General features: G+C 61.0%; 22 protein-coding genes and 1 riboswitch. Of the genes, 5 read left to right on the top strand and 17 right to left on the bottom strand.

The window, feature by feature from the left end; translation table 11 throughout:
- Positions 1–6: 6 nt before the first annotated feature.
- The 7 genes from AC27E8_RS07010 to AC27E8_RS06980 form a co-directional block, all read right to left on the bottom strand.
- Entirely contained in the window at positions 7–2,325 is a 2,319-nt protein-coding gene (locus AC27E8_RS07010) for a ribonucleoside-diphosphate reductase subunit alpha (protein ID WP_487098770.1), read from the bottom strand.
- Positions 2,326–2,514: 189 nt separating this feature from the next.
- Positions 2,515–2,721, bottom strand: a riboswitch (cobalamin riboswitch).
- A 154-nt stretch (positions 2,722–2,875) separates the two neighbouring features.
- The gene (locus AC27E8_RS07005) at positions 2,876–3,289 is read right to left on the bottom strand and encodes a PaaI family thioesterase (protein WP_487098771.1); all 414 of its coding nucleotides are present in this window, start codon (positions 3,287–3,289) and stop codon (positions 2,876–2,878) included.
- A 25-nt stretch (positions 3,290–3,314) separates the two neighbouring features.
- Complete coding sequence (locus AC27E8_RS07000; protein WP_487098738.1) at positions 3,315–4,979, bottom strand: long-chain-fatty-acid--CoA ligase; 1,665 nt, start codon at positions 4,977–4,979, stop codon at positions 3,315–3,317.
- A gap of 30 nt (positions 4,980–5,009) precedes the next feature.
- Positions 5,010–6,791 (bottom strand): acyl-CoA dehydrogenase family protein, encoded by a 1,782-nt coding sequence (locus tag AC27E8_RS06995; RefSeq protein WP_487098739.1) that lies wholly within the window; start codon positions 6,789–6,791, stop codon positions 5,010–5,012.
- Positions 6,792–6,819: 28 nt separating this feature from the next.
- Positions 6,820–8,004: an acetyl-CoA C-acyltransferase gene (locus AC27E8_RS06990; RefSeq protein WP_487098740.1), complete on the bottom strand. Its 1,185-nt coding sequence runs from the start codon at positions 8,002–8,004 to the stop codon at positions 6,820–6,822.
- A gap of 40 nt (positions 8,005–8,044) precedes the next feature.
- Entirely contained in the window at positions 8,045–10,438 is a 2,394-nt protein-coding gene (locus tag AC27E8_RS06985) for a 3-hydroxyacyl-CoA dehydrogenase/enoyl-CoA hydratase family protein (protein ID WP_487098741.1), read from the bottom strand.
- Positions 10,435–12,603 (bottom strand): (Fe-S)-binding protein, encoded by a 2,169-nt coding sequence (locus tag AC27E8_RS06980; protein WP_487098742.1) that lies wholly within the window; start codon positions 12,601–12,603, stop codon positions 10,435–10,437. The genes AC27E8_RS06985 and AC27E8_RS06980 overlap by 4 nt, the downstream gene beginning before the upstream one ends.
- Positions 12,604–12,823: 220 nt before the next feature.
- Between AC27E8_RS06980 and fadR the strand changes: the two genes are divergently transcribed.
- Genes fadR through AC27E8_RS06965 form a run of 3 tightly spaced genes read left to right on the top strand, consistent with a single transcriptional unit; the run spans position 12,824 to position 15,255 of the window.
- Positions 12,824–13,420: a fatty acid metabolism transcriptional regulator FadR gene (fadR, locus tag AC27E8_RS06975; RefSeq protein ID WP_014464290.1), complete on the top strand. Its 597-nt coding sequence runs from the start codon at positions 12,824–12,826 to the stop codon at positions 13,418–13,420.
- Positions 13,421–13,471: 51 nt separating this feature from the next.
- Positions 13,472–14,230 carry an electron transfer flavoprotein subunit beta/FixA family protein gene (locus tag AC27E8_RS06970; protein ID WP_014464289.1) on the top strand — a complete coding sequence of 253 codons (759 nt, stop codon included), beginning with the start codon at positions 13,472–13,474 and terminating at the stop codon, positions 14,228–14,230.
- A 41-nt stretch (positions 14,231–14,271) separates the two neighbouring features.
- Positions 14,272–15,255 carry an electron transfer flavoprotein subunit alpha/FixB family protein gene (locus AC27E8_RS06965; protein ID WP_487098743.1) on the top strand — a complete coding sequence of 328 codons (984 nt, stop codon included), beginning with the start codon at positions 14,272–14,274 and terminating at the stop codon, positions 15,253–15,255.
- A gap of 29 nt (positions 15,256–15,284) precedes the next feature.
- On the opposite strand, the gene AC27E8_RS06960 is transcribed toward AC27E8_RS06965, so the two are convergent.
- From AC27E8_RS06960 to AC27E8_RS06920, 9 genes are all read right to left on the bottom strand, one after another.
- Positions 15,285–15,776, bottom strand: coding sequence for a hypothetical protein (locus AC27E8_RS06960; RefSeq protein WP_487098744.1), 492 nt, complete (start codon positions 15,774–15,776; stop codon positions 15,285–15,287).
- Positions 15,777–15,790: 14 nt separating this feature from the next.
- A complete protein-coding gene (locus tag AC27E8_RS06955; RefSeq protein ID WP_487098745.1) occupies positions 15,791–16,291 on the bottom strand; it encodes an Hsp20/alpha crystallin family protein in 501 nt (166 codons plus the stop codon).
- A gap of 31 nt (positions 16,292–16,322) precedes the next feature.
- A complete protein-coding gene (locus AC27E8_RS06950; RefSeq protein ID WP_487098746.1) occupies positions 16,323–16,628 on the bottom strand; it encodes a hypothetical protein in 306 nt (101 codons plus the stop codon).
- Complete coding sequence (locus tag AC27E8_RS06945; protein ID WP_487098747.1) at positions 16,592–16,933, bottom strand: hypothetical protein; 342 nt, start codon at positions 16,931–16,933, stop codon at positions 16,592–16,594. The genes AC27E8_RS06950 and AC27E8_RS06945 overlap by 37 nt, the downstream gene beginning before the upstream one ends.
- Before the next feature lie 106 nt (positions 16,934–17,039).
- Positions 17,040–18,053, bottom strand: a complete 1,014-nt coding sequence (locus tag AC27E8_RS06940; RefSeq protein WP_487098772.1) for a GGDEF domain-containing protein — start codon at positions 18,051–18,053, stop codon at positions 17,040–17,042.
- A 74-nt stretch (positions 18,054–18,127) separates the two neighbouring features.
- Entirely contained in the window at positions 18,128–18,730 is a 603-nt protein-coding gene (locus tag AC27E8_RS06935) for a TlpA family protein disulfide reductase (protein ID WP_487098748.1), read from the bottom strand.
- 103 nt (positions 18,731–18,833) lie between these two features.
- Positions 18,834–20,759, bottom strand: coding sequence for a bifunctional homocysteine S-methyltransferase/methylenetetrahydrofolate reductase (locus AC27E8_RS06930; protein WP_487098749.1), 1,926 nt, complete (start codon positions 20,757–20,759; stop codon positions 18,834–18,836).
- Between the two features lie 142 nt (positions 20,760–20,901).
- On the bottom strand, positions 20,902–21,138 hold the full coding sequence (locus AC27E8_RS06925) for a hypothetical protein (RefSeq protein WP_237700053.1): 237 nt from the start codon (positions 21,136–21,138) through the stop codon (positions 20,902–20,904).
- Positions 21,139–21,142: 4 nt separating this feature from the next.
- On the bottom strand, positions 21,143–22,537 hold the full coding sequence (locus tag AC27E8_RS06920; protein WP_041695141.1) for a glycine--tRNA ligase: 1,395 nt from the start codon (positions 22,535–22,537) through the stop codon (positions 21,143–21,145).
- Between the two features lie 165 nt (positions 22,538–22,702).
- Between AC27E8_RS06920 and AC27E8_RS06915 the strand changes: the two genes are divergently transcribed.
- Both AC27E8_RS06915 and lexA read left to right on the top strand, forming a co-directional pair.
- Positions 22,703–23,494 (top strand): Cof-type HAD-IIB family hydrolase, encoded by a 792-nt coding sequence (locus AC27E8_RS06915; RefSeq protein ID WP_041695140.1) that lies wholly within the window; start codon positions 22,703–22,705, stop codon positions 23,492–23,494.
- Between the two features lie 74 nt (positions 23,495–23,568).
- On the top strand, positions 23,569–24,177 hold the full coding sequence (gene lexA, locus AC27E8_RS06910) for a transcriptional repressor LexA (RefSeq protein ID WP_487098750.1): 609 nt from the start codon (positions 23,569–23,571) through the stop codon (positions 24,175–24,177).
- An 88-nt stretch (positions 24,178–24,265) separates the two neighbouring features.
- On the opposite strand, the gene AC27E8_RS06905 is transcribed toward lexA, so the two are convergent.
- The gene (locus AC27E8_RS06905) at positions 24,266–25,663 is read right to left on the bottom strand and encodes a sugar porter family MFS transporter (protein ID WP_487098773.1); all 1,398 of its coding nucleotides are present in this window, start codon (positions 25,661–25,663) and stop codon (positions 24,266–24,268) included.
- Positions 25,664–25,744 lie beyond the last annotated feature (81 nt).

Raw genomic sequence — 25,744 nt, 5'->3', positions numbered from 1 at the left:
GTGACCTCATGACGTACACGCGACGCAATCCTCAACTTCCACCGATTTGCTGCGGACGTAATACACGGTCTTCAGGCCCCGCTTCCACGCCAACAGGTAAAGATCCAGGAACTGCCGCGCACTGATGCCTGGCGTGATGTACAGATTGAACGATTGGCTCTGATCCACGTGCCGCTGCCGTGCCGCGCACGCTTCGATGCTCCAGCGCTGATCGATGGTGTGCGCCTCCTTGTAGTACCAGAACGTCTTGTCGTTCAGATTGGGCGCGGTCTGAGGTACGACGCCGTTTTTCTTCTCCTCGAGGAAAAAGCGCGCGTACACGGGGTCGATGCCTGCCGTGCTGCCCGCAATCAGGCTCGTACTGCTGGTCGGCGCAATGGCCACCAGATACGCGTTGCGCACGCCGTACTCGGCCACCTTGCGGCGCAGGCCGTCCCAGTCTGGACCACCTGGGCGCGTCCGGTACCCGCGCAGATCGAAGTACCGCCCGGTTTGCCAATCGGAGCCTTCGAACAGCGGATACGGTCCCTTTTCGCGCGCCAGCTCCATGGACGCCTCGATGGCAAAGAAGTTGATCCACTCAAACAGCTCGTCGGCGTGTTTCACGTGGGCCTCCGACTCCCACGCGATGCCCTTCTCCGCGAGATATTGGTGATAACCGCTCACGCCGAGGCCCACCGCCCGATACTTGCGGTTCGTGACGGCGGCCTGGGGCACCGGATAATGGTTTAGGTCGATCACGTTGTCCATCGCGCGAATCTGCCGGCGCACGGTCTCGCGAATGCTGTCGAGATCGCGGCACCGCCCCAGGTTCAGCGAGGACAGGTTGCAGACGACGAAATCGCCGGCCTCCGTCTTCGTGGTGATGATCCCGCCCTCTTCCGTCTCTTCGATTCGGCGCGACGGGCTCATGTTTTGAATGATCTCCGTGCACAAGTTGCTGCAGTAGACCATGCCCGCGTGCTTGTTCGGGTTGAGGCGATTGGCCGTGTCGCGGAAGAAGATGAACGGGGTTCCCGTCTCGAACGCGGACTGCATAATCCGCTTCATGATTTCGATGGCCGGGATCTCCACGCGCGGCAGCTTTGGATTCTCCACGCACGCCTGATACCGCCGCTCGAACTCTTCGCCCCAACTGTCTTCCAGCGAGAAGCCCATGACCTTGCGGACCTCGTACGGGCAGAACAGGTACCACATGCCGCGCTCCTCTACGCGCCGCATGAAGAGGTCCGGAATGCACACGCCCGGGAAGATGTCGTGCGCCTTCATCCGCTCGTCGCCGTTGTTCGTGCGCAGCTGCAGGAAGTCCAGAATGTCCTTGTGCCACACGTCGAGGTAGACGGCCGCCGCGCCGGCTCGCATGCCGAGTTGGTTGCAGCTTACAGCCGTGTTGTTGAAGTTGCGGATCCAAGGCACCACGCCGCCCGACGCCCCCGGATGATTGCGGATGGCCGATCCGCGAGCCCGGATTTTGCCCACGTAGATGCCCATCCCGCCGCCGAACTTCGAGACGCGCGCGAAGGCTTCGTCTGTGGCGTAGATGCTGACGAGATCGTCCTCTGGCATGTCGATGAAGCAAGAGCTCAGCTGGTGGAACGGCTTGCGCGCGTTGCTCAGTGTGGGCGTGGCCACCGTGGCCTGCAGCGTGGACAGCATGTCGTAGAATCGCTTCGCCCAGGCGACCTTCTCCTTTTCCTTCATGGCGAGGTGCATGGACACGCCCATGAACAACTCTTGCGGCAGTTCCATGATCTCGTTGTCCAGATTGCGAATGGCGTACCGATCCAGCAGTTGCTTCAGACCCACGTAGTTAAACAGGTAATCTCGCTCCGGCTTGATGTAGGCGGCCAGTTCGGCGATCTCGTCCTCGCTGTAGTGCTGTCGTATGTACGTGCCGTACCGCCCGATTCGCTCCAGCTCGACAATCAACTGATAAAAGTCCCCGTAACCCAAATGACGATAACCCCGGTTGCGCGACGCTTGCTTGTACGCATCGAAGAGCAACAACCGAGCCGCGACAAACTGCCACCCGGGTTCGGCGACGCTCGTCTTTTCCACCGCCGCTTGAATCGCGACGCGCGCAATCTCCGACGTCCGCATGCCGTCCCGGAGCTGAGGCCACACGTCCGCCGCCAGGCGTTCCGGATCGCATCCCTCGGCCGCTTCGCAGCCGCGCTTTAAAAATGCGAAGATTTTGTCCAGAGACAGCGGCTCGATCCGCCCATCTCGCTTTTCCACTGTGAAGGTCTTGACGCGATCGCGCCATTCCTCTAGCGCATGGCTCGCGCGCCCCGCACGGCGTTCATCCTCACTCGTCCGCTCCATCAGTCCTGTTGACGTGTCACTTGGGTGTACCATCGCATTCACTCCCCGCACCTCGTCCTGAAACCTTGAGTTTCGCCCACAAAAAAGCTCATCCGGGGCGCTCACCCGGATGAGCAGACGGCGGAAGACGGATCAGTCGAAGTGCGCAACTGTCCTCGGTCCGCCGACTTCTCAATCCCTCGTGAGCGTCGGATCCTTCGAGAATGGGCAGGTCTCCGGGCTTCGCTTCATCCGCGGACGGCGCCTTCCCCGGTGTCGACGTCTTTCGACATCCGAGTGGCTGGAAAGTTCCCATGCCGCCGCGATCCGCGTCACCGTGGCGAGGACCGCTCCAGATTTCCACTGGATTCCCTTTTCACCCGCCCCGTGGCGGGCACCCATTCCCTTGACACATCACATGCTTTGGACAGGCATTAGCGTAACACTAGATATAGTGTTTGACAAGCCCTTCTCTCAAAAAACACATCAGATATGGGCGAAAAACCTGTGAAAAGGCCGTCTGCAGCCAACATGTGCCCGCAGACGGCCTTGTTTCGATACCGAATTCCTTTCAAGAAGGTAGCTTCAGGACGCGGAACGATCCCGTGGCGTGCGCGCACAACCTGTCCTCTCCCAGGTACACGCGCCCCTCCACAGTCATGGTGCTTCGCGCTCGATGGATGAACTTCGCTCTACAGACGAGCGTACCTTCGCTCGCAGGCTCCGTGAAGTGAATGTTGAGGTTCGTCGTCACCACGGGCCGGTTCGGATAGTGGAGGCTGACGAGGAGCCCCATGGCCGAATCGAGCAGCGACATGTACACGCCTCCGTGCACGATGCGCGCCAGATTCCAGTGATGCGGCTGGATGACTAACTCGGCCACCACTTCGTCATCGTCTGCGCTCACCAGTTTCGCCCCAATGAAATCGGCGAACGTGCGGACGCTCGCGTCCGTCGCTGCTTCTGCATTTCCCCCTGGATACATGGGCACGCCGCGACCCTCCTTGCCGTCACGCCTGTCGCGTGGTCTCCTCCGTGAGCGCACGGCGGAGGATTTTTCCCACGGCCGATTTGGGCAGACTGTCTCGGAACTCGTATGCCCGCGGGACTTTGTATGCGGCCAAATTGGCCCGGCACCACTCATCGAGCTCCTGTTCCGTGACCTGCATGCCCGGTTTCAGCTGGATAAACGCCTTCACCGTCTGGCCGCGATACGGATCTTCCACACCGACCACAGCCGCCTCCGCGACGGCGGGATGTTCGTACAAAACCTCTTCGACCTCGCGGGGGTAGATGTTGTAGCCGCCCGCGATGATGATGTCCTTCTTGCGATCGACAATATAGAAATAACCGTCCTCGTCCATCTTCGCAAGGTCTCCGGTGAACAGCCACCCGTTTCGCAGCACCGAAGCGGTTTCATCCGGGCGATTCCAATAGCCCTTCATCACCTGCGGGCCCCGCACCGCGAGTTCGCCAATTTCGCCGACAGGGAGCGGGTTTCCGTCGGGATCGACCACCTGCGCATCCGTGTCCGGAAAAGGGATGCCGATGGAACCGGGCTTGCGCTCGGCCCAGAAATTGTTTGCGTGCGTGATGGGCGACGCTTCGGTCAGGCCGTAGCCTTCGACGAGCTTGCCGCCCGTGAGCTTTTCCCACTGAGCCTGCACCTCGTGGGGAAGTGGCGCCGCGCCGCTCACGCAAACTTCGATGGACGAAAGATCGTAGCGAGAACGATCCGGGTGATTCATCAGCGCGATGTACATGGTGGGCGTGCCCGGAAAGACGGTCGGCTTGAACTCGTGAATGAGCTTCAGCACTTGCTCCGCCTGAAAGCGAGGCACGAGAATCAACATGCCCCCGGTGTACATGGACTGATTCATGAGAACCGTCATGCCAAACACGTGGAAGAACGGCAGTACGGCCAGATATCGCTCCTTGCCGCGTTGCAGCTTGTACGTCCACAAGGCGCTCTGAATCGCGTTAGCCACAAGATTGTAATGCGTCAGCATCGCGCCTTTCGGAACGCCCGTGGTGCCGCCCGTGTACTGAATGAGTGCGATGTCCTCCATGGGATCGATCTCGACCTTCGGCAAATCCCTCGCCGCGCTCGCGAGGCAATGTTTCCAAGCCAGCACCCGCGTGCCGTAGGGCACCTTCGGCACACCGCCCTGGCGGCTCATCTGCAGGGGATACAAAAGCGATTTCACGGGCGGCAGATAATCCCGAATGGATGTCACCACATAGTGCTCCACAGGCAGTTCGCCTTCCACCGCTTCCACCCGGGGCCACAGCTCGTCGAGCGTCACCAGGACTCGGGCGCCGCAATCTTCCAGTTGGTGCTTGAGCTCGCGCGGCGTGTACATCGGATTGTGCTGGACCACCGTCAATCCGGCCAACAGCGCCCCGTAATACGCGATCACGGCCTGCGGACAGTTGGGCAACATGATGGCGAGGCGATCCCCCTTGTTTAGGGGAATCGCTCGCATCGCGTTGGCAAAGCGACAGCAGGCGTCCAAGAGCTCGCGGTAGGTCATCTTATACCCGAAGAACCACAGGGCAGGCCGATCCGGATAAGCCTCCGCCGAGTGCAACAAAAACGATGCCAGGTTCTCGCGCGGATACTCGTAGGTGCTCGGCACCTCCGGCGGATAATGCTTCAACCACGGCCTCTCCATCCAGGGTCACCTTCCCTTCGCGGCTATCGTTCAGCACACGTACCCTTCGGCTTCCACCACGCGCTTCGCGATCTCGCGATCCAGCGCGATCACGTCAACCTCGGAACGGCGCGTCAGCCGCTTCAGGATGGACAACTGCATCTTCAGCGCATCTCCCTGGCTCACGTGCGCCAAGCTCTCCTTCGCCGCCTGTTCCACCTTCGCCACGGCGTCCTGCACAAACGCGCGTGTCATGGCGATCTTCAGTGCGGCCTGCGCCTCGCCCGCCGACTCCACCTGCTGCATGGCCCGCAGGTACGCACTCTCCGCCGCGAACGCCAGAATCGCGACGTCCGCCAGATTCGCCAGAATCTCCTGTTCGTCGTTTACGCGCGCCTGCAGCGCCTGCGCAGCCAGGCCACCGACCATGAGGAAGACCTTCTTCATGTTCTCGATGAGCTGCTTCTCTTCGGCCAACACGCCCTCGGGCGGCGTCAGGCCCGGGACCATCTGCATGAGCTCCGCCTGCAGCGCCTGCGCCTTCTGGAACAGCGGCAATTCGCCCTTCATCGCGCGCCGCAGCATCGTGCCGGGGATGAGCATCCGGTTGATCTCGTTCGTGCCCTCGAAAATCCGGTTGATGCGCGAATCCCGATACATCTGCTCGACGCCGTATTCTTTGATGAAGCCGTAGCCGCCGTGAATCTGGACAGCCTCGTCCACGACGTAGTCCAAAACCTCCGACCCGAAGACCTTGTTGATGGAGCACTCGATGGCGTATTCCGCGATAGCCTTGGCCGACTGAACGCCGGCATCGGGCTTGGTCACGTCCACCGTCTCCAGGATGGCGTCAAGCAGCCCGGCGGTGCGGTACACGACGCTCTCCAACGCGTAGATCTGGGTGTTCATCCTCGCCAGCTTGCGCTGAATCAGCGGAAATTCGGACAACTTCTTCCCGAATTGCTTGCGCTCGTTCGCGTACTTCGCCGACGTCTCAAGGGCAATCTTTGATCCGCCGAGGGCACCCGCGCCCAGCTTGAAGCGGCCGATGTTGAGAATGTTAAACGCGATTTGGTGCCCCTTCCCCACCTCAAACAAGAGGTTCTCTACGGGCACCTTCACGTCTTCCAGGATGACCTGGCGCGTGGACGATCCCTTGATACCCATCTTCTGCTCCTCGGGTCCCAAGCTCACGCCAGGCATGGTCCGCTCCACGATGAAGGCGCTGAAGTGCTGGCCATCAACTTTGGCGTACACCACAAAGACGTCTGCGAAACCCGCGTTGGTGATGAACTGCTTCGTGCCATTCAGGATGTAGTACTTCCCGTCTTCCGACAGCTTCGCCGTCGTCTTGGCGCCCAACGCGTCCGAGCCAGACGAGGGCTCCGTCAGGCAGTACGCGCCAATCCACTCACCGGTCGCGAGCTTCGGCAGGTACTTCTTCTTCTGATCCTCGTTGCCGAAGTAGACAATCGGGAGCGTGCCAATGCCGGTGTGCGCACCAAACGAGAGCCCAAACGATCCGCCGCGCGACACGTGCTCGTTGATGAGCGTCGCGCTCACCTTGTCAAGGCCGAGTCCCCCGTACGCCTCTGGCACTTCAGCGGACAAAAGGCCGAGATCGGCCGCCTTGCGCAACAATTTCACCGTGAGCTCGTAGTTCAGGGACTCAATCTCCTCGTGATGTGGCACGACCTCCGACTCGATGAAGTTCTTCGTCGTCTCCGCGATCATCTTCTGTTCCTCAGTGAAGCCTTCCGGCGTTACCACGGCCGAGGGCTCCAGCTCCTCGATGATGAACGCCCCGCCCTTGACGATCGTTTTGTTTTCCATGTCATCTCACTCCTTGTGTGCAGTTGTTTCAAGGTTGATGAACTTCGAATACGCCGGCTGCCCCCATGCCGCCGCCGATGCACATCGACACGACGCCGTAACCGCCGCCGCGCCGGCGCAGCTCGTGGATCAGGGTGGCCGTGAGCTTCGCGCCTGTGCAGCCGAGCGGATGCCCGAGCGCGATGGCGCCGCCGTTGACGTTGACCTTGGCCGGATCGATGTCGAGCGACCGGATCACCTGTAGGCACTGCGACGCGAAAGCCTCGTTGATCTCGAAGAGATCGATGTCCGCGAGCGAAAGACCCGCCAGCTTCAGCGCCTTTGGGATGGCGCCTACCGGCCCGATACCCATGATGGCCGGATCGCAGCCCGTGACCGCGAAGCTCTTGAAGGTGGCGAGCGGCTTCAGGCCCAGTTGCTGCGCTTTTTCCGCCGTCATGACGACCGCGGCCGCCGCGCCGTCGCTCATCTGCGAGGCGTTTCCTGCGGTCACGGTGCCGCCGGCGGAAAACGCGGGCCGCAGCGTCGCGAGAACCTCGAGGGTCGTGTCCTTCCGAACGCCCTCGTCCTGCGTGACCCGAATGGTTCTCTCGTGCGGGCGTCCCTCCTCGTCGATGTCCCACACCTTCGTCTCCACGGGGACGATCTCGTCGTCAAACTTGCCCGCCTGCTGCGCCGCATACGCCTTCTGATGGCTCTCATACGCGAACCGATCCTGATCTTCGCGGCTCACGCCGAACCGCTTGGCCACGTTCTCCGCGGTGTGACCCATGGAGATGTAGATGTCCGGCATCTCGAGCAAAATGTCCGGGTGCGGGGACGGCTTGAAGCCGCTCATCGGGACGTGGCTCATCGTCTCGACGCCGCCCGCGAGCGCGACCTCCACGTGTCCAAGCATCACGCGCTCGGCCGCAATGGCAATGGCCTGAAGGCCGGACGAACAGAAGCGGTTGATGGTCATCGCGGGCACGGTCTCCGGCAACCCGCTGTACAGGGAGATGATGCGCGCCACGTTCAGCCCCTGTTCGCCCTCCGGCATGGCGCAGCCGATGACGACGTCCTCAATCTCGGCGGGATCGAGCCCTTTCGCGCGCTCGACCGCCGCGCGCACCGCGGCGCGCCCGAGGTCCTCCACCCGCGTATGGCGAAACACACCGCGCTTGGCCTTTCCGACCGGCGTGCGTGCAACCGAAACAATCACAGCTTCCCGCATGGGTTTCACTCCCTATCGTCGTATCCGTCGTGGGCCCGCTTCAGTTGCGAAGCGGCTTTCCGGTGGCGAGCATGTGCTGCATGCGCTGGATGGTCTTCGGCTCTCCGCACAGGCTGAGGAACGCCTCGCGCTCGAGATCGAGTAGGTAGTCCTCGCTCACGAGGGAGCCCGCCGGCACGTCGCCACCCGCCAGCACGTGCGCGAGCTTGTAGGCGATGTGGAGGTCATAATCCGTAATGTAGCCGCCGTTCCACATGCTGCGCGCGGCCATCTGCAACGTGGCTTTGCCATCGCGGCCGGCGACCCGGATGTCCTTCGCCTTGGGCGGCGGGGTGTAGCCGATCTCAGCCATGCGTAGGACCTCCGCCTTTGCGGCCGAAATGCGCAGGTCGTCGTTCACGACGATGCGATCCGTCTCGCGCAGCCAGCCCATCGCGAGTGCCTCTGCACCGCTCGTCGACACCTTGGCGGTGCCAATCGTCTGGAACATCCGGGCGAGCGCAGGGACGAGATCGTCGTCTGGGCCGACCGATTCCGCCACGCGGCGAGCCGTCTCCTTGCAGCCGCCACCGCCAGGAATGACGCCGACGCCTACCTCAACCAGTCCGAAATACGTCTCGGCGGCTGGCAGCACTCTTGACGACGCGAGGCACACTTCGACCCCGCCTCCGAGCGTCATCCGATGCGGCGCCGCCACCACTGGCACCTGGCTATAGCGAAGCGCGAGCATGGCGCGATGGAATTGGCGGATGGACAAGTCGATTTCGTCCCAGTCGCCTTCCTGCGCCGCCATCAGGATGAGCACGAGGTTCGCGCCGACACAGAAGTTCTTGCCCTGGTTCGCGATGACCAGGCCCGCGAAGTCTTTCTCCGCGATGGCCACGCTCTTTTCGATCATCGTCAGAATGTCGGGGCCAATCGCGTTGTTCTGCGAATGGAACTCCAGGCACGCGACGCCGTCGCCCAGGTCGATGAGGCTCGCGCCCGAGTTCTGCGCGATGACCTTGCCCGCCTTCTTCAGCGCGGCGAGATCGATCACCCCAGCCGGCACCCGAACAGGCTCAGGCTTGCCGTTCACCGGCATGGTCAGCTTGCCGTCTTTCTCTTCGTAAAAGGCGCGATGCCCCGCAGCAATCCAGTCCTCCACCCATGAGGGCAGCCTGAGTCCTTCCGCGCGCATCCGCTCGGCCGTCTCCACCAGTCCGAGCGCGTCCCAGAGTTCAAACGGCCCGAGATCCCAGTTGAACCCCCAGCGCATGGCGGCGTCGATGTCCTGAATCGTGTCCGCGATCTCGCCCAGTTTCTCGGCCGAGTACACAAGCACGCGCTTGACGATGTTCCACGCGAGTTCTGCGTACCGATCGCCGCCCTGGAGGAGCGCCTTCGCCTTTCCGGCCGCCCCTTTGGCCTGCTTCGAGGCCTCGAGCGCCGACGAAGCGATCTTCTTTTGCTCGCGGTACTCGAACGTGTCGAGATCGAGCACGAGGATCTGGCGCTGGCCGTTTTGCTTCACGCGCTTGTAAAAGCCTTGTCCGCTTTTCTCGCCGAGCCACCCGCGCTCGACGAGCTTCTGGATGGCCTCTGGCACCTCAAACGCCCGCTGTTCCTGTGGATCGGTCACGTTCTGACGCACGTTGTTGGCCACGTGGACAAACGTGTCGATCCCGACGAGATCCAGCGTGCGGAAGGTCGCGCTCTTCGGGCGCCCGAGGGCCGGACCGGTGATGGCGTCGACCTCCTCAACGGTGAAGCCGCCCTTTTGCATCTCCTCCATGGTCACCAAGAGGCCGTAGGTGCCGATGCGATTGGCGATGAAGTTCGGCGTGTCTTTCGCCAACACCACGCCTTTGCCGAGACGCTCCGTTCCAAAGTCGCGCATGAACTCCACGATGGCGGGATCCGTATCCCGGCCAGGAATGATCTCCAACAGCTTCATGTAACGCGGAGGATTGAAGAAGTGCGTGCCGAGGAAGTGTCGGCGGAACGCCTCGCTTCGGCCCTCGACCATCGCGTTGATGGAGATACCCGACGTGTTGGTGCTCACAATCAAGCCCTCGTGCCAATACCGCTCGATACGCTCGAGCAGTTGGCGCTTAGGCTCGAGGCTCTCCACGATGACCTCAATCACCCAATCGACCTCGGCGATCCGATGCAGGTCGTCCTCCAGGTTTCCGGGTGTAATCAGTTTGGCGTAGTCGGCGCGGAACAAGGGCGCCGGGCTGAGCTTGTGCAGCCTGCGAATGGCCTCCGTCGCTAAGCGATTGCGCACCGCGGGATGATCGAGCGACAGACCCTTCTTTTGTTCTTCCGGCGTCAACTCCTGTGGAACGAGGTCCAACAGCAGGCTCGGAATGCCTACGTTGGCGAGATGAGCGGCGATTTGCGCCCCCATCACGCCGGACCCAATGACGGCAGCTCGGCGAATTTGTCTCATCCGGCTTGAACCTCCTCATCTTCGGTCGGTTGGCGAAGGTCTTCTCCGAAGACCGACGCGGCGAGCAGCTCGGCCACGTCGCGCGCCTTGACGCGATCGTCCGTCTCGGTCAGCTTCGTCCCGTCCTCCATCATGGTCAGGCAGTACGGACACGCGCTGCCAATGACGGTCGGATTCGTCGCAAGCGCCTGCTGGGTCCGCGCGAGATTGATCCGCTTGCCGCGGGTCTCCTCAATCCACATCCGCCCACCGCCTGCGCCGCAGCACATCGCGTTTTCGCGATTCCGCTCCATCTCCACGAGTTCCACCCCGGGGATGGCCTTCAGGATATCGCGCGGCGCGTCGAACACGCCGTTGTAGCGGCCCAGGTAGCAGGCGTCGTGGTAGACGATCCGCTCGTTCAGCGGATGCGTCGGGCGGAGCTTGCCCTCGCGAACCAGTTGGGCGAGCAATTGCGTGTGGTGATACACCTCCACACCTTCGAGCCCGAAATCCGGGTACTCGTTTTTCAGCGTGTTGAACGTGTGCGGGCACGCGGTCACAATCTTGCGCACCCCATATTGTTGAAACGTCGCGATGTTCTCCATGGCAAGCTGCTGGAACAGCATCTCGTTGCCAAGGCGACGCGGCGTATCACCCGAACCATTCTCCTCATTGCCGAGCACTGCGAAGTTCACGCCCGCCTCGTGCAGCAACCGCACCACGGCATGGGTCACTTTGCGCGCCCGGCGGTCGTACGAACCCATGGAACCCACGAAGAACAGATATTCGAAATCTGGGTTCTCATGAACTGTCGGGACCGGAACGTCGAGGCCCTCCATCCATTGAGCCCGATCCTTGCGGCTCAATCCCCACGGGTTGCCCTGGCGTTCGATGTTCTGCATCGCGCGCTGGGCTTCCTTGGGCATGCTGCCCTCCATCAAGACGAGGTAACGCCGCAGATCGATGATCTTGTCGACGTGCTCGTTGCCGACCGGGCACTGATCCTCGCAGTTGCGGCAGGTCGTGCAGGCCCAAATCTCCTCTTCCGTGATCACGTCGCCGATGAGCGACAGTTCCGTTGGATCGGCCTGCGTGAGCCGCCACTCTTCCTGCTGCCAGTGGAAGGTAGGCTCGATGTCCGTGACGACGCCGTCAGGAAAGGAGATATTTTCACCGCCGGACGCCATCTTGTGTGCCATGCCCTCTCGCTTGGGCAAGAGGAAACTGGGCTCGAAGGCGTTCAGGCCGGTCTGCGCCATCCCTTTCTCGATGAGGTGATCGCGCATCTTGACAATCAGGTGCATCGGCGAGAGCGGCTTGCCCGTGTTGGAAGCGGGGCACGAATTGGTACACCGCCCGCACTCCACGCAGGCAAAGAAGTCGATCATCTGCTTGCGCTCGAAGTCCTCCACTTTGCCGACTCCGAACGACTCCGCGTTTTCATCCTCGAGGTTCAGAGGACGGAGCCTGCCAGGTGCTCCCTTGCGATGCAGCCAGATGTTGATGGGCGCCACCATGAGGTGAAAGTGCTTCGACTGCGGCACGTACACGAGGAACGTCAGCAGTACAAGCAGGTGCAGCCACCAAAAGATATAGAATCCAATTTCTCCACCCTTCGGGCCGACACCCCACAGGGCCGACGCGATGAGCGACGAGATGGGCGCCCACCAGGCGCTCGGCTCTTGTTGCCAAACGCGTTCGAACGACAGATCCATGAGAACGCAGATCATCAAGCTCGAGATGAGGATGAGGACGATGCTCGGCTTGAATCCGCGCTTCAGCCGCTTGACACGCTCACCGTACCTTCTGTAGGCGGCGTATGCTGTCGCGGCGAGGACGAGGATGGCCACCCACTCCTGCGTGAACGAGAACGTCTCGTACGCGGGATAAGGAATGTGCCGCCCAAGCGTGAGTCCTTTCACGATGATGTCGAGCGCGCCAAATTGGAGTACGATGAAGCCGTAGAACATAACAAAGTGCATCGCGCCGCTCTTCTTGTCCTTGAACAACTTTTTCTGTCCAAACACCTGCGCCATGAACTCGCCGAATTCCGGACGCCAGTCCAAGGGAACTGGTTTTCCCAACATGACATACCGATATCGCCGATAGACGACGGTGCCAAACAGATAAAGCGCATACGCAACCGCTGCCACGAAGGCGATATCATTGATGGCAAGCAACACGTCAGTTCACTTCCCTTCTGCTTCTTCGTTGGTCTGCTTCGCTCATCAGGCCTCAGCATGCCAGCGTCTCGATGAGGCACATCCGCAACCGCTTACAACTCATGAGTAAAAAAAGCGATTGCATCGTTGACATTCTCGCCCACGCCATTTACTATGGGGGTACGAAAATGAATGAGCGTTCATTCATTGCTTGACTCGATATTAACACCGAGGTGAATTCATGACAAGTGGATTGGCGGAGAAAAGGAGAGAAAAGTACGAGGCAATCCTCAAAGCGGCGCTGAAAGTGTTTGCGGAACACGGTTTCTTCAATTCGCAGGTGTCCAAAATTGCCCGCGAGGCGGGCGTAGCGGACGGGACCATTTATCTGTACTTTAAAAACAAGGAGGACATCTTGATCTCTTTGTTTCGGGAGAAGCTCGGCAGCCTCGTGCGCAAGTTTCATGAGCATGTGCACGAAGATGATCGCGCGGATGAAGCGATTCGCAAGATCTGCGAGCTTCACTTCACCGAACTCGAGAAGGATGTTCAACTGGCCAAGGTCACGCAGCTCGAGCTCCGCCAAAGTTCGCGCGAATTGCACAGCGAGATCAGCAAAGCGCTCAAGCCTTATATTCAGCTGATTGAAGACGTGCTGGTGCGCGGAATCGAACAAGGGATCTTCCGCCGCGACTTGGACGTGAAGCTCACGCGGTTGTTGATCTTTGGCGCCATGGACGAAGTCGTATCGTCTTGGCTGATCTCGGGCAGGCGGTATTCCCTGTCGGCCCAAGTCGACAAAACCGTCGACTTCTTTCTCCGAGGTCTCCGCGCCTAGTGGCTCGGGGCCCAAGACACCACCCATCATTTTGGTAGGAGGTTTTGCATCATGCATGTCGTGGTACTCATGAAGCAGACATTCGACACGGAAGAGCGCATCCGACTCGTGGATGGCAAGATTGCCGAGGATGGCGTCAAGTGGATCATCAACCCCTACGACGAGTACGCTGTTGAAGAAGCCATCCAGTTGAAAGAAAATCAAGGCGCCACGGTGACCGTGGTCAGCGTGGGCAATGAAAACACGACGCAGGCTTTGCGCACGGCACTCGCCATGGGGGCGGACGAAGCCGTCCTGATTGAAGCGCCAGAACTGACAGATGAGCGCGCGATTGCGAAAGCCATTGTCGCCTATTTGAAGGACAAGTCGTTTGATGTCCTGCTCGCAGGCAACTTCTCCGTCGACAACGGAGCCGGTCAGGTGGCCATCCGCGTCGCACATCAACTCGGTCTCCCCCACATCGCTGCGGTCACGAAGCTGACCATCGAGGGCAATCAAGCGACTGGCGTGCGGGAGATTGACGGCGATGTCCAGACTGTGACCGCGACGCTTCCGGCTCTGTTCACGGCCCAACAGGGACTGAACGAGCCGCGCTATCCATCGCTTCCCAACATTATGAAGGCCAAGAAGAAACCGCTTACCACCCTCACGCTGTCGGATCTCGGCCTGTCGAGCGACGACGTGGCCCCAAAAGTGGAGCGCGTCGAGGTGACCCTGCCGCCGAAGCGCCAGGCCGGTCAGAAGATCACCGGCACCCCGGACGAGCAGGCGGAGCAATTGGCCGAGATTCTCGTCAAGGCGCTTCGGTGAAGTCATGCGGTGAGTGACACAACAACGGGAGGTAGGAAACGATGCCGAAGAAAGTTTTGGTCATTGCGGAACAGCGGGACGGAAAACTGCGTCAGGTCGCCCTGGAGGCGCTTGGGGCCGCGCGCGCGATTGCGGATGGCGGTTCGATTGTGTCGGTCGTGATCGGGAGCCAGGTGAAGGATGCAGCGGCCGAACTCGCGCAGCACCCTCAGGACAAGGTCATTGCCATTGAAGGCGATTCCCTGGCCAACTATGACTCGGAACACTATTACCTCGCCCTGCGCCCTGTCCTGGACGAAGTGCAGCCCGACGTGGTGGTGCTTGGACACACGGCCGGCGGCCGCGACCTGGCGCCGAAGATCTCGGCTGCACTGGATGCACCACAGGTCTCTGACGTGGTGAGCCTCGATGTGCAGGGCGGCGACGTCTTGTTCAAGCGGCCGATCTACGCGGGCAAGGCGTTCGAGACGAAGCGGGTCTTGTCGACGCCCTATGTGGTGACGGTCCGCCCGAATAACCTCCCCGCAGACGCCGAACAAGGCGGATCCGCGGAAGTCGACGTGCGCGCGTTTGACGAACCGGCCGACGTCAAAACCCGGGTGGTGAACGTCCAGAAGAAGGCGAGCACTGGCCGGGATCTCACCGAGGCGCGCGTGGTGGTTTCCGGTGGCCGCGGTGTCAAGAGCGCAGAGGGCTTCAAGCCGCTCTACGAGCTCGCGGAGGTCTTGGACGCTGCGGTGGGCGCGTCGCGCGCGGCCTGCGACGCTGGGTACTGCGACTACAGCCTGCAAATTGGGCAGACGGGCAAGGTCGTGACGCCGGACGTCTACATTGCATGTGGCATCAGCGGCGCGATTCAGCACCTCGCGGGGATGAGCCAGTCGAAGCTCATCATCGCCATTAACAAGGACGCCGAAGCGCCCATCTTCGAGATCGCTGATTACGGTGTCGTGGGCGATCTGTTCGAGATCGTCCCGAAGTTGACCGAGAAACTGCGCGAAAAAATGGCCGCCGCAAGAGCCTGAGGTTCGCGAACAGCGGGCACCTCGCTGCGCTATCCCTGGCGCACGAAGGTGCCCGCTTTGTGATCACTATCCAGGAAGACGCCGTCCATCCCGTCCGCGTCGTAATTCACGTGGAGCCCCGCGATCTCGACGTTGTGATCGCCGCCGATATCGCCCGAGGCCTTGTTGGACTTCTGATGCTGATCCCAGCCTGTGATCTGCGCATCCCCGACGAAGAGGCCTGCATTTTGCTGCATGGAATTCACGCCAAGGCTCTGAAATGCGATTCGCGTATCGATGGGCGCCTGCTGGCGCGTCTGCAGGACGTGCATGTCGCGATCGTCGACCGGCATGTCGATCCCGTCGGGATCGTAGAGTAGCACGCGATTCTGCGCGACCCACGATTGGGAGCCGACCGCGCCAAAGCCTACGTTGGACTTCTCGTGCGAACTGAGCCCATAGACGACGTTACAGCCGCCCACGAGGAGCGCTGACGAGCGCTCGATGGTGCCCACGTGAAGGTGCATTGGCCATGCGCGCAATGAGCCCCCTCCCTTCAGCCTTCTTCGGGTGCAAACTCGATGGCGACGGTGTTGCCGGGCGTCTCGCGCGTGAGATCCTTCGCCATGTACACGATGAGCAACCCGCTGCGGTAGACGGCCTTCACGCCATCCGGATTCACTCGCTCCGGCAAATCGATCTCCCTGTCGAACGCGCCGCGGAACAGTTCGGATGAGAGGACGTGATCGTGCGCACCGGCGAAGTACGACGACAGCTGACCTCGCACCCGCAGCAAGCGCGGGCGCACGGTGAGTGCGACGTCTCCCTGGGATTTGAGCCCGGGGAGCGCGATGACCGCCACGATCTCACTGCTCCGGTTGTACAAGTCGATGGGCGGAAAGGGCGCCGCGGTCGATTCGTCCTGAAAGAAAGGGACGCCTTGAAAATTCGGCATCGGCATGTTTTTCAGGAAGTCGGGGCCGAGCCACTTCCGCACGTCGCCGAGTTCCTGCAGCTGATTGAGAAACTCGAACGGATGATTGGATTTCTGGTTCATGATTCAGCCTCCAACGCGGAACACCCGCGCGTCAGGCGCGCAGCCAACGCTCCGGCCACGGCGAAGGTCGATCCTCGCGCGCAGAGGTCCCAGCGGATGGTGACCACTGATTGTTGGCGACGATGGAACGACTTCCGTACACGTTGCCGAACCCCTGTTGCACGTGCGCTTGGTGACGAAAGTCGGACGCCCACGTGTTCCCCAAGCTCATCACGGAGGCACCTGCCACTTGGTGAACGGTGATTTGGCCGATGACGAACGTCGGAGACAGGACCCGTACGAGAGGATGAAGATCGCGCGTCACGGAGAGTTCGGCGCCTGTCGTTCCTCGTTCCACGATATGCGGTACCCCCTTGACGTCGCTTCGAGTTCAGACGTTTCGGACGATGGCTCGGGAGTTCGGCTGGTGTCCAGCCGGATATGGTTGCCGAGGGTCAGCGTGCCGCTCAATTCGTTGACATCCAGCCGATCCAGTCGAAAGACGAGCTCCTTGAGATCGACGTGGTCCACCTGCACGCGCTCGACCGCGATGTCGATCCGGCGATCCGCCGGCGCATCCAGCCGCTCTTCTAGCAGCGACAGAACGCGCGCCAACTGTTCGAGGATCTCGGTTTCCTTTTTGCGGCGACGAAGCGAGAACATGCGCCGATCCTCCCAGCTGGACCCAAACCTCTGTTCAGTTGTATGCGGCGTGCATCGGCTTCATTCCGCTTGTCAGGAGATCAGCGCGAAGAAGAGCGATGAGGGTTCACGAAACGGGGCTTTCTCCGTGTTGCTTTCTCCAGCGTTTGTTCTCGTACAGGCGTTCGTCCGCGGCCGAGTAACAGGCTTCGAAGCTGTCGCCATCCACGCCGAGCACGCTCCCTCCCACGGACACCGCGCACGTGCCGCTCGAGCGTTCCCGAACGGCCCGCTGCAAAGCAAACATTCTGGGCCGCCAATCCGGCGAATCCGACCATGCAATGACGAGGAATTCGTCGCCACCGATACGGCCCACGAGCTCATCGGGCCGCGCCTCCTCCTTGAGCGTCTGTGCCACGAGGCGCAGCACGCGGTCTCCGACCGGATGCCCGTACGTGTCATTGATATGCTTGAAGTGGTCGATGTCCACGATGCCGACAATCGCGTGACGCGCGCGGTCCTCCCGAGCCACCTCGAGGACGTGTGGCCACCTCCGTTCAATGCCGAGCCGATTCCAAGCGCCCGTAAGAAGATCGCGCTGGCTCGCGTGTTCGGCGACTCGGAGCGCCATGATCATGTCGAGCGCCAACGAGACCTGAGCTGAGCAAGCTTCCATGAGCGCATGACTCGTCTCCCAAGTGATGTGGACGACGGGCTCCGTGCGAACCGCAACCATCGCACCACGCACTTCCTCTCGCGAATAGAGGGGCCATACGCCAAACTCTAACACGGACAAGGACGCTAGCCACGCGCGCAGTTCGTCGTGCGGGATGTCCTCGACCAACAGCCATCGTCCCGTCGGGACGCCGAGGGTGAGATCCGAGCGCATAAGGTCCTCCAGGCAGGGCGCAACGGGACCGGCGGCGAACACGCCAAACGTGTGGTAGACGGCCGGCGGCTGCGGCTCACCTCCTCCTGTCTCGACGCCCCGCTTTCGGTAGATGAAGAGTCCCCCGTTGACTGCCGCCAACTGGCTCAGCGCGTCAGCGGCAAACCGAAACAGTTCCAATCCGCGCTGCGCACGACCCCAAGTCCGCGTATGTTGGAAGAGCGCACTGAGCGATCCCGCGTCCATCTGCATCGTCACCCTGCGATCCGACCTGCCTCACCGCCTTGGGTGGGGCTTATGCTGTGATTGTACGCGTTTTAACGCGTTTAGGACAGAGCCTTTTCCCATATCTCGGCCCGGTGCTCGCCATAGAGCGACCAAAGCGCACTCCCCTGGCGAAAGACGAGGGTAGGATACCCGAGCGGCGCGTACCGGTCCCCTGCCGACGGGGTGAGGATAAACACTTGTTCGAACGGGGCCAGATGCAGTGCCGCATCCTCTTCGCGGGCAATCCGGATTGCGGTCTGGAGCGACGTGCCGGCCGGATACCCGACGTTGACAATCACCGGCATGTGCTTGAGGCGATGTCGGATGGCCGTCAACAATTGCAGCGTGCGCTGGCAATGCGGACACCAGTACGCCGCGAAGAGAAGGGGCTCGCGCTCCGGCGTGAGCACTTCCTGTCGTCCGCTCACTGTCCAGACCGACACCGCGCCGTACAAGCCTACGGACGCAGGCCGAGGATCCCACCGCGGATCCTGGCCCTGGTTCATGGCTCCCGTGAGATTCTGAAACACCAAGGGATGTGGGCGATCTCGTCCAGAGGTCTTTGCCACTTCCCCGCTCGCCTGGGATCGTCCCATGACGCCGCAACCCACCGTCAACATGGCGATCCATCCCGCTAACATGAGCGTCCACGTCCGACGCATACGCGCCCTCCCTCCACAAAACGCGTCCTCCGTCACCATATCGCGGCTTACCGTTTGCCGCAATCGCGTACAGGAGACATTCGTCGCTTTCGGGAGGCGCGCGTCACGCATGCCCATGCGGGCGGGAGACAAGCGTTGCCTCCAGGCGTCGAGCGTATTCGGTGAGCCGAACGGTCATCTCGTAACGAAGAAAAGGAGTCACCAGATAAAGGCCCGGGAAGAGTCGTATGGCCACCTCGACCAATTCTCGAGCGATGGCCTCGCCGACTGCGGGTGCCTCCTCAGGCGCGGCCTCCTGCATGCGGCGCAGCGCCTGTTCGGACAGGCGAATGCCTGGCACCTGATGATGAAGAAATTCCGCATTTCGAGCGCTTGTCAACGGCATGATGCCCACGAAGACCGGGACGCCCAGGTCTCGCGTCGCCTCGGCAATGGCCGCCATCAAGTCGGGATCGAACACGGGCTGCGTCATCACAAAATCCGCGCCCGCCTCCACCTTTCGCTGCAGGCGTTCCACGGCCTTTCGGAAGTTGTGGACGTGCGGGTTGAACGCCGTGCCGATGACAAATCGAGACGGCTGTTTGAGCGGTTGACCGGAGAAACCGATGCCCTCGTTCAGCCTGCGGACCATTTTGGTCAAGTCCATCGACGACACGTCGTACACGCTCGTGGCCCCCGGCAGCTCTCCATACCGGGACGGATCCCCCGTCACAAGCAACACGTTGCGGATGCCAAGGACGGCGAGTCCCATCAGGTGGGACTGCTGCCCAATGAGGTTGCGATCTCGGCATGTCACGTGGACCAACGGCTCAATTCCGCGCTGTTTGAGGAGGCTCGCCAGTGCCATGTTGGAGACGCGAACCGAGCCCAGCGAATTGTCCGCCATGGTGATGAGATCGGCACCTGCGCGCGCGAGCGCTTCGGCCCCGTCTAAAAAGCGAGCAATGGACAGGTGCTTCGGTGGATCCAATTCGACGACGATGGCCTTTTTTTCACGTGCAATCTCGACAACACTCACGCCTTCGTGATAGCCCCCGGATCCTAGGGTCACTCTGGACGGTCCGCTCGGCCCGCGGGTGTCCGCCGGAACGGTGGCCCCGTGTGGTTTGCGGTCCGCGCGCATCAGGGCATCGCGAAGGCTCCGAATATATTCCGGCGTCGTTCCACAACAACCGCCGAGCCATCGGACCCCAAGTTGCGCAATGCGCAGCATAAGGCGCGAAAAGTCCTCTGTGTCTCCAGTGTACGCGATCTCGTCCGCCTCCGACCGCTGCAGAATCCCAGCGTTTGGAACAGCCGCATAGGGCCCCTCGGCTGACAGGCCCGCCTGCTCGTAGGAGCGCAAGATCCCGTAGGGTCCGAGGCGACAGTTCAGTCCCACCACGTCGGCGCCCGCCGCCCTAATGCGCCGGAATGCCTCCGCGAGCGGAACCCCGTCGCGCGTCACCCCAATTTCCTCGGGTGATAGGTTCACCACCAGCGGGAGGTCCCCTAAGAGGGGGCGCACGGCCGCAATCGCAACGAGCGCCTCCTCGAGATCCGGGAATGTTTCCAAAATCAAGCCGTCGATGCCGGCGCTGACGAGCGCCTCCGCCTGTTCTGCGTAGACGTGCGCAAGCAAATCGCGCTCGTCGTCCTGCAATAGCGCGCCGTACCGATAACCGCCCATGGCAGGCCCCATCGTGCCGTACACGCTCGCCTCACCGCGAGCGGCGGATCGCGCGATTTCGACGCCCCTTCGGTTGAGGCTTGCCACGTCCACGGAGAGACCGTGGCGCTCCAACGCGACTCGATTGCCCATGAACGTGTTGGTCTGCAGGACGGTGCAACCCGATTCGACGTAACGGCGGTGCACACGCGCGACGAGATCGGGCGAAGTCAGATTCAATTGCTCCACCGGCGTGCCGATGGGAACGCCCAGTTGGTGTAGATAGGTGGACATCGCGCCATCGAAGATGACGAAAACGCCAAGCGAGCCCTCGACGTCTCGGGGCGGTCGACGCCACTGGCGCCACACTGCATCACTCATTGCGGATTCTTCCTCTCGTTCACGCCAGAAGTGAAAGGTTTACGAGATTTTCGACATTGTACCACATGCCCGAGCGTGCACGGCATGCCAGCTGAAAAAAGGCGATCCGCCGAAGCGGACCGCCCAGGGCGTGGGTTGCCTGTCACCCGTTCGACTGCCTCTTGCCGTGAGGCACATTCGCCCGGTGATATGCTTTCCAGGGAACCACCGCATCCAGTCGCGAACTCAACATCTGGTTGCGCCGCTCCACAAACGCCTCCACCTCGTGGTTGTGGCTAAGGGCTCCCACGAACGTGAAGTCGTCGTTGTGATGTTGCGTGTGTTCACCTGACATCTGGCCCACCCCCGGCTTAGCATGACTCCATCCTGCCGGCTTCATGCCTTCACCACGTCGCGCCCGACGACCGCAATTGTTCATCCAGCCATGCGCGCACGCCTTCCATGGGGATTCTGACCTGTTCCATCGAATCGCGCATCCGGATGGTCACCTGTCCGTCCGATTCCGACTCGAAATCATACGTCACGCAGAAGGGCGTGCCGATCTCGTCCTGCCTGCGATATCGCTTCCCAATAGACCCCGTCTCATCGTAATCGGCACTATACACCTGAATCAGGTCCAGGTACAGACGGTGCGCCGGTTCGTTCAGCTTCTTCGACAGAGGCAACACCGCGACCTGGTAAGGCGCGAGCTTCGGGTGCAGCCGGAGAACGACGCGCGTGTCGCCTTCCGCCACTTCTTCCTCGTCGTAGGCGTCCGCGAAGACCGCGAGAAACAGGCGATCAGCGCCGATCGAAGGCTCGATGCAATAGGGAATGAAGGGCTCTCGGCCTTCCTCCTGCACCATCATGTTCTCCCCGGAGTGCTCCTGGTGTGCCTTGAGGTCGTAATCGGTGCGATTCGCGACACCCAAAAGCTCGCCCCAGCCGAACGGAAAATGGTACTCGATGTCCGTCGTCGCCTTGCTGTAGTGGGACAGTTGCTCCTTCGCGTGATCGCGAAACCGCAGATGTTCCGCCTTGATCCCGAGTGAGAGCAACCAGTCCATACATGTCTGCCGCCAATACGCAAACCATTTTTCGTCTTCGCCTGGCGCGCAGAAGAACTCGAGCTCCATCTGTTCGAATTCGCGCGTGCGGAAGATGAAGTTCCCGGGCGTAATTTCGTTTCGGAAGCTTTTGCCAAACTGGCCGATGCCAAACGGCAGTTTCTTGCGCATGGTGCGTTGGACGTTTTTAAAGTTCACAAAAATGCCTTGCGCGGTCTCGGGGCGGAGATAAACCTCGTTGGCCGCGTCTTCGGTCACGCCTTGAAACGTGCGGAACATCATGTTGAACTGCCGGACGTTCGTAAAATCGCGAGCTCCGCAGTTAGGGCAAGCGATTTGAAGTTCCTCAATCAGACGCTCCATTTCGGCAAACGGCAGGCCGTCCACCACCAACGACTTCCCCTGCGCCTCTGCAGCCTCTTCAATGAGTTTATCCGCCCGGAAGCGTGCCTTGCACTGACGGCAGTCCACCATCGGGTCGTGGAAGTTTGCCACGTGTCCAGACGCCACCCACACCTGCTTATTCATGAGGATGGCCGAATCCAGACCGACATTCAACGGATTTTGCTCGATGAAAAACCGCCACCAGGCGCGCTTCAAATTGTGTTTGACCTGGGCGCCGAGCGGCCCATAATCCCACGTGTTGGCCAATCCGCCGTAAATCTCGGAACCAGGGAAAATAAAGCCTCGCCGCTTTGCGAGCGACACCAACGTGTCCATTGTGACCTGCATCGACTGTTCCTCCTGCTCGTCCTCAATATGGCTATGATAGCCGAGGCCGGCGCGTATGCGCAACGGAGCGCGTCCGCTGTGCCTATTTTGGCAGGGTGTTGTGTATAATGAAACTCCGACTGGTCTCATACCGGCGCGAGCGGTCGCAGCATGGGGGGAGAGTTCGTGAAAACCAAGCAACGCGTCAAAATGGTGTTTCTCGACATCGATGGCACGCTGTTTGTAAACGGCCGGATCGTGCCCAAAAGCGCCGCGGCGGTCGCCAAACTCATTGAAAACCACATTCCGGTCGCCGTGTGCACGGGTCGGAGCGTCATTCATGCGCAGCACGTGCAGGCCTCGCTCGGGATCCCATACGGCATCTATTTTAACGGCGGTTTGGTAAAGGCCGGAGATCGAGAAATCTTTGCTCTGCCTTTCTCGCGCGAAGTGGTTCGCGGCATCCTACAAGCGGCGGAGCGCCGCGGCATTCAGACCATCATTCACACGCACGATCACGCCTTCAGCCTGCGGCCTATTCCACCGCAATATCTTCCAGTCCTCGCGTCCTACGACTTCCCGCCCATCGCCTGCGAGCCGAGGATGGCCGATCGGCTGGACGAGATCGGCGTCTTTCAGCTGAACGCATTCATGACCGCCGAGTGGGACGACGTGTTCGAGCGCGAGTTCCCCGAATGCTACGTATACCGCTGGCATGAACAGGCCGTCGACTTCCAGCGACGCAAGTCCGACAAGTCCATCGGCGCGATGCACCTCCTCTCGTATCTGGGCATCGCACCTGAGGACGCCGTGCACATCGGAGACGGCGGGAACGACATCGGCATGTTCCGCACCATGGGGTACTCCTTCGCCATGGGCAACGCGAATGACGAGGTCAAGCGCGCGGCCAAACGCGTCACGTCAAGCGCCGACGAGGGCGGCGTAGCGGACGCTTTGGCCGAACTTGGGCTCATCTGAGATCCCCCTATCCGAACACGTGTTTGCACCTTCCCGCGCGACGTGGTAGAATGGGTGCGAAGGGAGTGGGAACGGTGAGCGGTCTCACGGCTCGTCAACGCGCAATTCTCGAGTTTATCCGAAAAAACATCCGCGAAAAAGGATACCCGCCATCGGTGCGAGAGATTGGGGAAGCGGTCGGGTTGGCGTCCAGCTCGACGGTTCACGGGCATCTCGAACGACTGCAGCAGAAGGGTTATCTGCGTCGAGATCCGACCAAACCGAGAGCTCTGGAACTCCTTGTGGACGACGAGGAACCGGGGGATGTCGTGCTCGCTCCCATCGTCGGTCGCGTCACGGCAGGACTTCCCATCTCGGCGCTGGAAGACATCGAAGGATACTTGCCTTTGCCCCGCGACGTGGCGAAAGGCGATGAGGTCTTCGCGCTGCGCGTGATCGGTGAGAGCATGGTGAATGCGGGCATTCTGGATGGAGATCTCGCCATTGTTCGGCGGCAGACGTCGGCCGATAACGGCGACATCGTCGTGGCCATGACTGATGAAGACGAGGCCACCATCAAGCGGTTTTACCGGGAGGATGGCCGTGTGCGCCTCCAACCAGAAAACGACGCGATGTCTCCCTTGTACTTTCCGAACGTAACCATCCTGGGCAAGGTCATCGGGATCTTTCGGCAGATCCGATAGAAAGAAAAACATGCGGCGCAAGCCTCTTTTGCTTCGCCGCATCTTCAGAGCACCTCTACAAGACCAGGCATCGAGATACGTCAGGCGGTCACAGAGAGCGTCCTCGCTCCGACTGGAGCCAGTCGCTTTGGATCTTCTCCATCGTCTTCTTGCTCGTCTCCGGCACGACCCGCTGCATGAAGACGGCCATGGCGATGCAGAAGAGCGCGAAGATCCAAAACGTCCACGTCCCGCCAATCGCCTGCAACAAAATCGGGAAAAACTGTGCCACGAGATACGTGGCGAACCACAGCGCAAAGGATGCGATAGCCATCGCGCGGCCGCGGATAGCGGTCGGATAGATCTCGGACAACACAATCCACACGCCGCCGCCCCAGGAAAGCTCATACGCAATCGTGTGCGCAAACACGAGCGCGAGAACCAGCCACGTGATCATGTGCGGCAGCGAAAAGGCGATGCCGAGGACGACGAGGAAGAGCGCCATGAGCATCCCGTTCCACACAAGCAACCGCTTTCTTCCGACGCGATCGACGATGAGCATGAGCACAATGACGAAGATGACCTTGATGGCGCCAATCCAAACGGTGTCGTAGAACGACGCGTTGGTGCCTGCGCCGGCCGCCTTGAAGATCATCGGGGCGTAATAGCCCACCGCGTTGGTGCCCGTGAACTGCTGAAAAATCGCGAGCACAATGCCGATGCCGAGCGCCTTTCGAATGCCCGGGCGCGACAGTTCCTGTAACAACGAATCCGGCACAACTTCGAGCGATTTGCGAATCTCCTCGGCGTCCCACCGCGCGCGCTCGGGACCGCTCACGCGTTCCAGAATCGAGATGGCTTGCGCTTCGCGTCCCCGTTTCATCAGATACCTTGGACTCTCCGGCACAAAGAACAGCAGCGCGAAGAAGATGACAGCCGGGATGACGCCCATGGCAAACATCCAGCGCCAGCCTGTCGTCTGGTTCCAGGCCGTGGTATGCGAACTCACGATGGCCGCGTTCACAAAGTAGACGATAAAAATCCCGGACACAATCGCCAACTGGTTCGACCCGACTAATCGCCCGCGGATCCGCGGTGGTGCGATTTCGGCAATGTAGAGCGGTGACAACAGCGATGCCAGCCCGATGCCGACGCCCCCGATGAACCGCCCGGCCACCAACACGCCTACGCTCGGCGCGAAGGCCGAGATCAGGCTCGATGCGATGAAGATCACGCCCGCGACCGACAGCGCTTTCTTCCTCCCAAACGAGTCGCCGAGGAAGCCCGCAATCAGCACGCCGAGCATGGCGCCGAGATCGATGCTGCTCGAGACGAGGCCGGTGGTCGCGGCGCTCATATGAAACTCCGACTTCAAAAACTCGTTCGCCCCTGCGATCACGCCCGTGTCATACCCGAAGAGGAGCCCGCCAAGCGATGCAATCACGACGACCGTCACGACATAGCCCAGATTCGGCCGATACTCAGCCTGAGCCAATTCTGCCTGCATCAAGATTCAGTCACCTCCTAGGTGCGCACTTTGCCGGAATCCCTTTGTCCTGTCCTTTGCCAGTGGACGCCTTCGGTTCGT

The organism is Alicyclobacillus sp. CIJ1, from assembly GCF_057538885.1.
The sequence above is the reverse complement of the archived record's forward strand: the minus strand, read 5'-3'. Positions and strand labels throughout refer to the sequence as shown.

Coding starts and splice junctions, on each gene's coding strand:
- AC27E8_RS07010 (WP_487098770.1), bottom strand. CDS start 2,325: ATGGAGCGGACGAGTGAGGATGAACGCCGTGCGGGGCGCGCGAGCCAT.
- AC27E8_RS07005 (WP_487098771.1), bottom strand. CDS start 3,289: ATGTATCCAGGGGGAAATGCAGAAGCAGCGACGGACGCGAGCGTCCGC.
- AC27E8_RS07000 (WP_487098738.1), bottom strand. CDS start 4,979: ATGGAGAGGCCGTGGTTGAAGCATTATCCGCCGGAGGTGCCGAGCACC.
- AC27E8_RS06995 (WP_487098739.1), bottom strand. CDS start 6,791: ATGGAAAACAAAACGATCGTCAAGGGCGGGGCGTTCATCATCGAGGAG.
- AC27E8_RS06990 (WP_487098740.1), bottom strand. CDS start 8,004: ATGCGGGAAGCTGTGATTGTTTCGGTTGCACGCACGCCGGTCGGAAAG.
- AC27E8_RS06985 (WP_487098741.1), bottom strand. CDS start 10,438: ATGAGACAAATTCGCCGAGCTGCCGTCATTGGGTCCGGCGTGATGGGG.
- fadR (WP_014464290.1), top strand. CDS start 12,824: ATGACAAGTGGATTGGCGGAGAAAAGGAGAGAAAAGTACGAGGCAATC.
- AC27E8_RS06970 (WP_014464289.1), top strand. CDS start 13,472: ATGCATGTCGTGGTACTCATGAAGCAGACATTCGACACGGAAGAGCGC.
- AC27E8_RS06965 (WP_487098743.1), top strand. CDS start 14,272: ATGCCGAAGAAAGTTTTGGTCATTGCGGAACAGCGGGACGGAAAACTG.
- AC27E8_RS06955 (WP_487098745.1), bottom strand. CDS start 16,291: ATGAACCAGAAATCCAATCATCCGTTCGAGTTTCTCAATCAGCTGCAG.
- AC27E8_RS06945 (WP_487098747.1), bottom strand. CDS start 16,933: ATGTTCTCGCTTCGTCGCCGCAAAAAGGAAACCGAGATCCTCGAACAG.
- AC27E8_RS06940 (WP_487098772.1), bottom strand. CDS start 18,053: ATGCAGATGGACGCGGGATCGCTCAGTGCGCTCTTCCAACATACGCGG.
- AC27E8_RS06935 (WP_487098748.1), bottom strand. CDS start 18,730: ATGCGTCGGACGTGGACGCTCATGTTAGCGGGATGGATCGCCATGTTG.
- AC27E8_RS06930 (WP_487098749.1), bottom strand. CDS start 20,759: ATGAGTGATGCAGTGTGGCGCCAGTGGCGTCGACCGCCCCGAGACGTC.
- AC27E8_RS06925 (WP_237700053.1), bottom strand. CDS start 21,138: ATGAAGCCGGCAGGATGGAGTCATGCTAAGCCGGGGGTGGGCCAGATG.
- AC27E8_RS06920 (WP_041695141.1), bottom strand. CDS start 22,537: ATGCAGGTCACAATGGACACGTTGGTGTCGCTCGCAAAGCGGCGAGGC.
- AC27E8_RS06905 (WP_487098773.1), bottom strand. CDS start 25,663: ATGCAGGCAGAATTGGCTCAGGCTGAGTATCGGCCGAATCTGGGCTAT.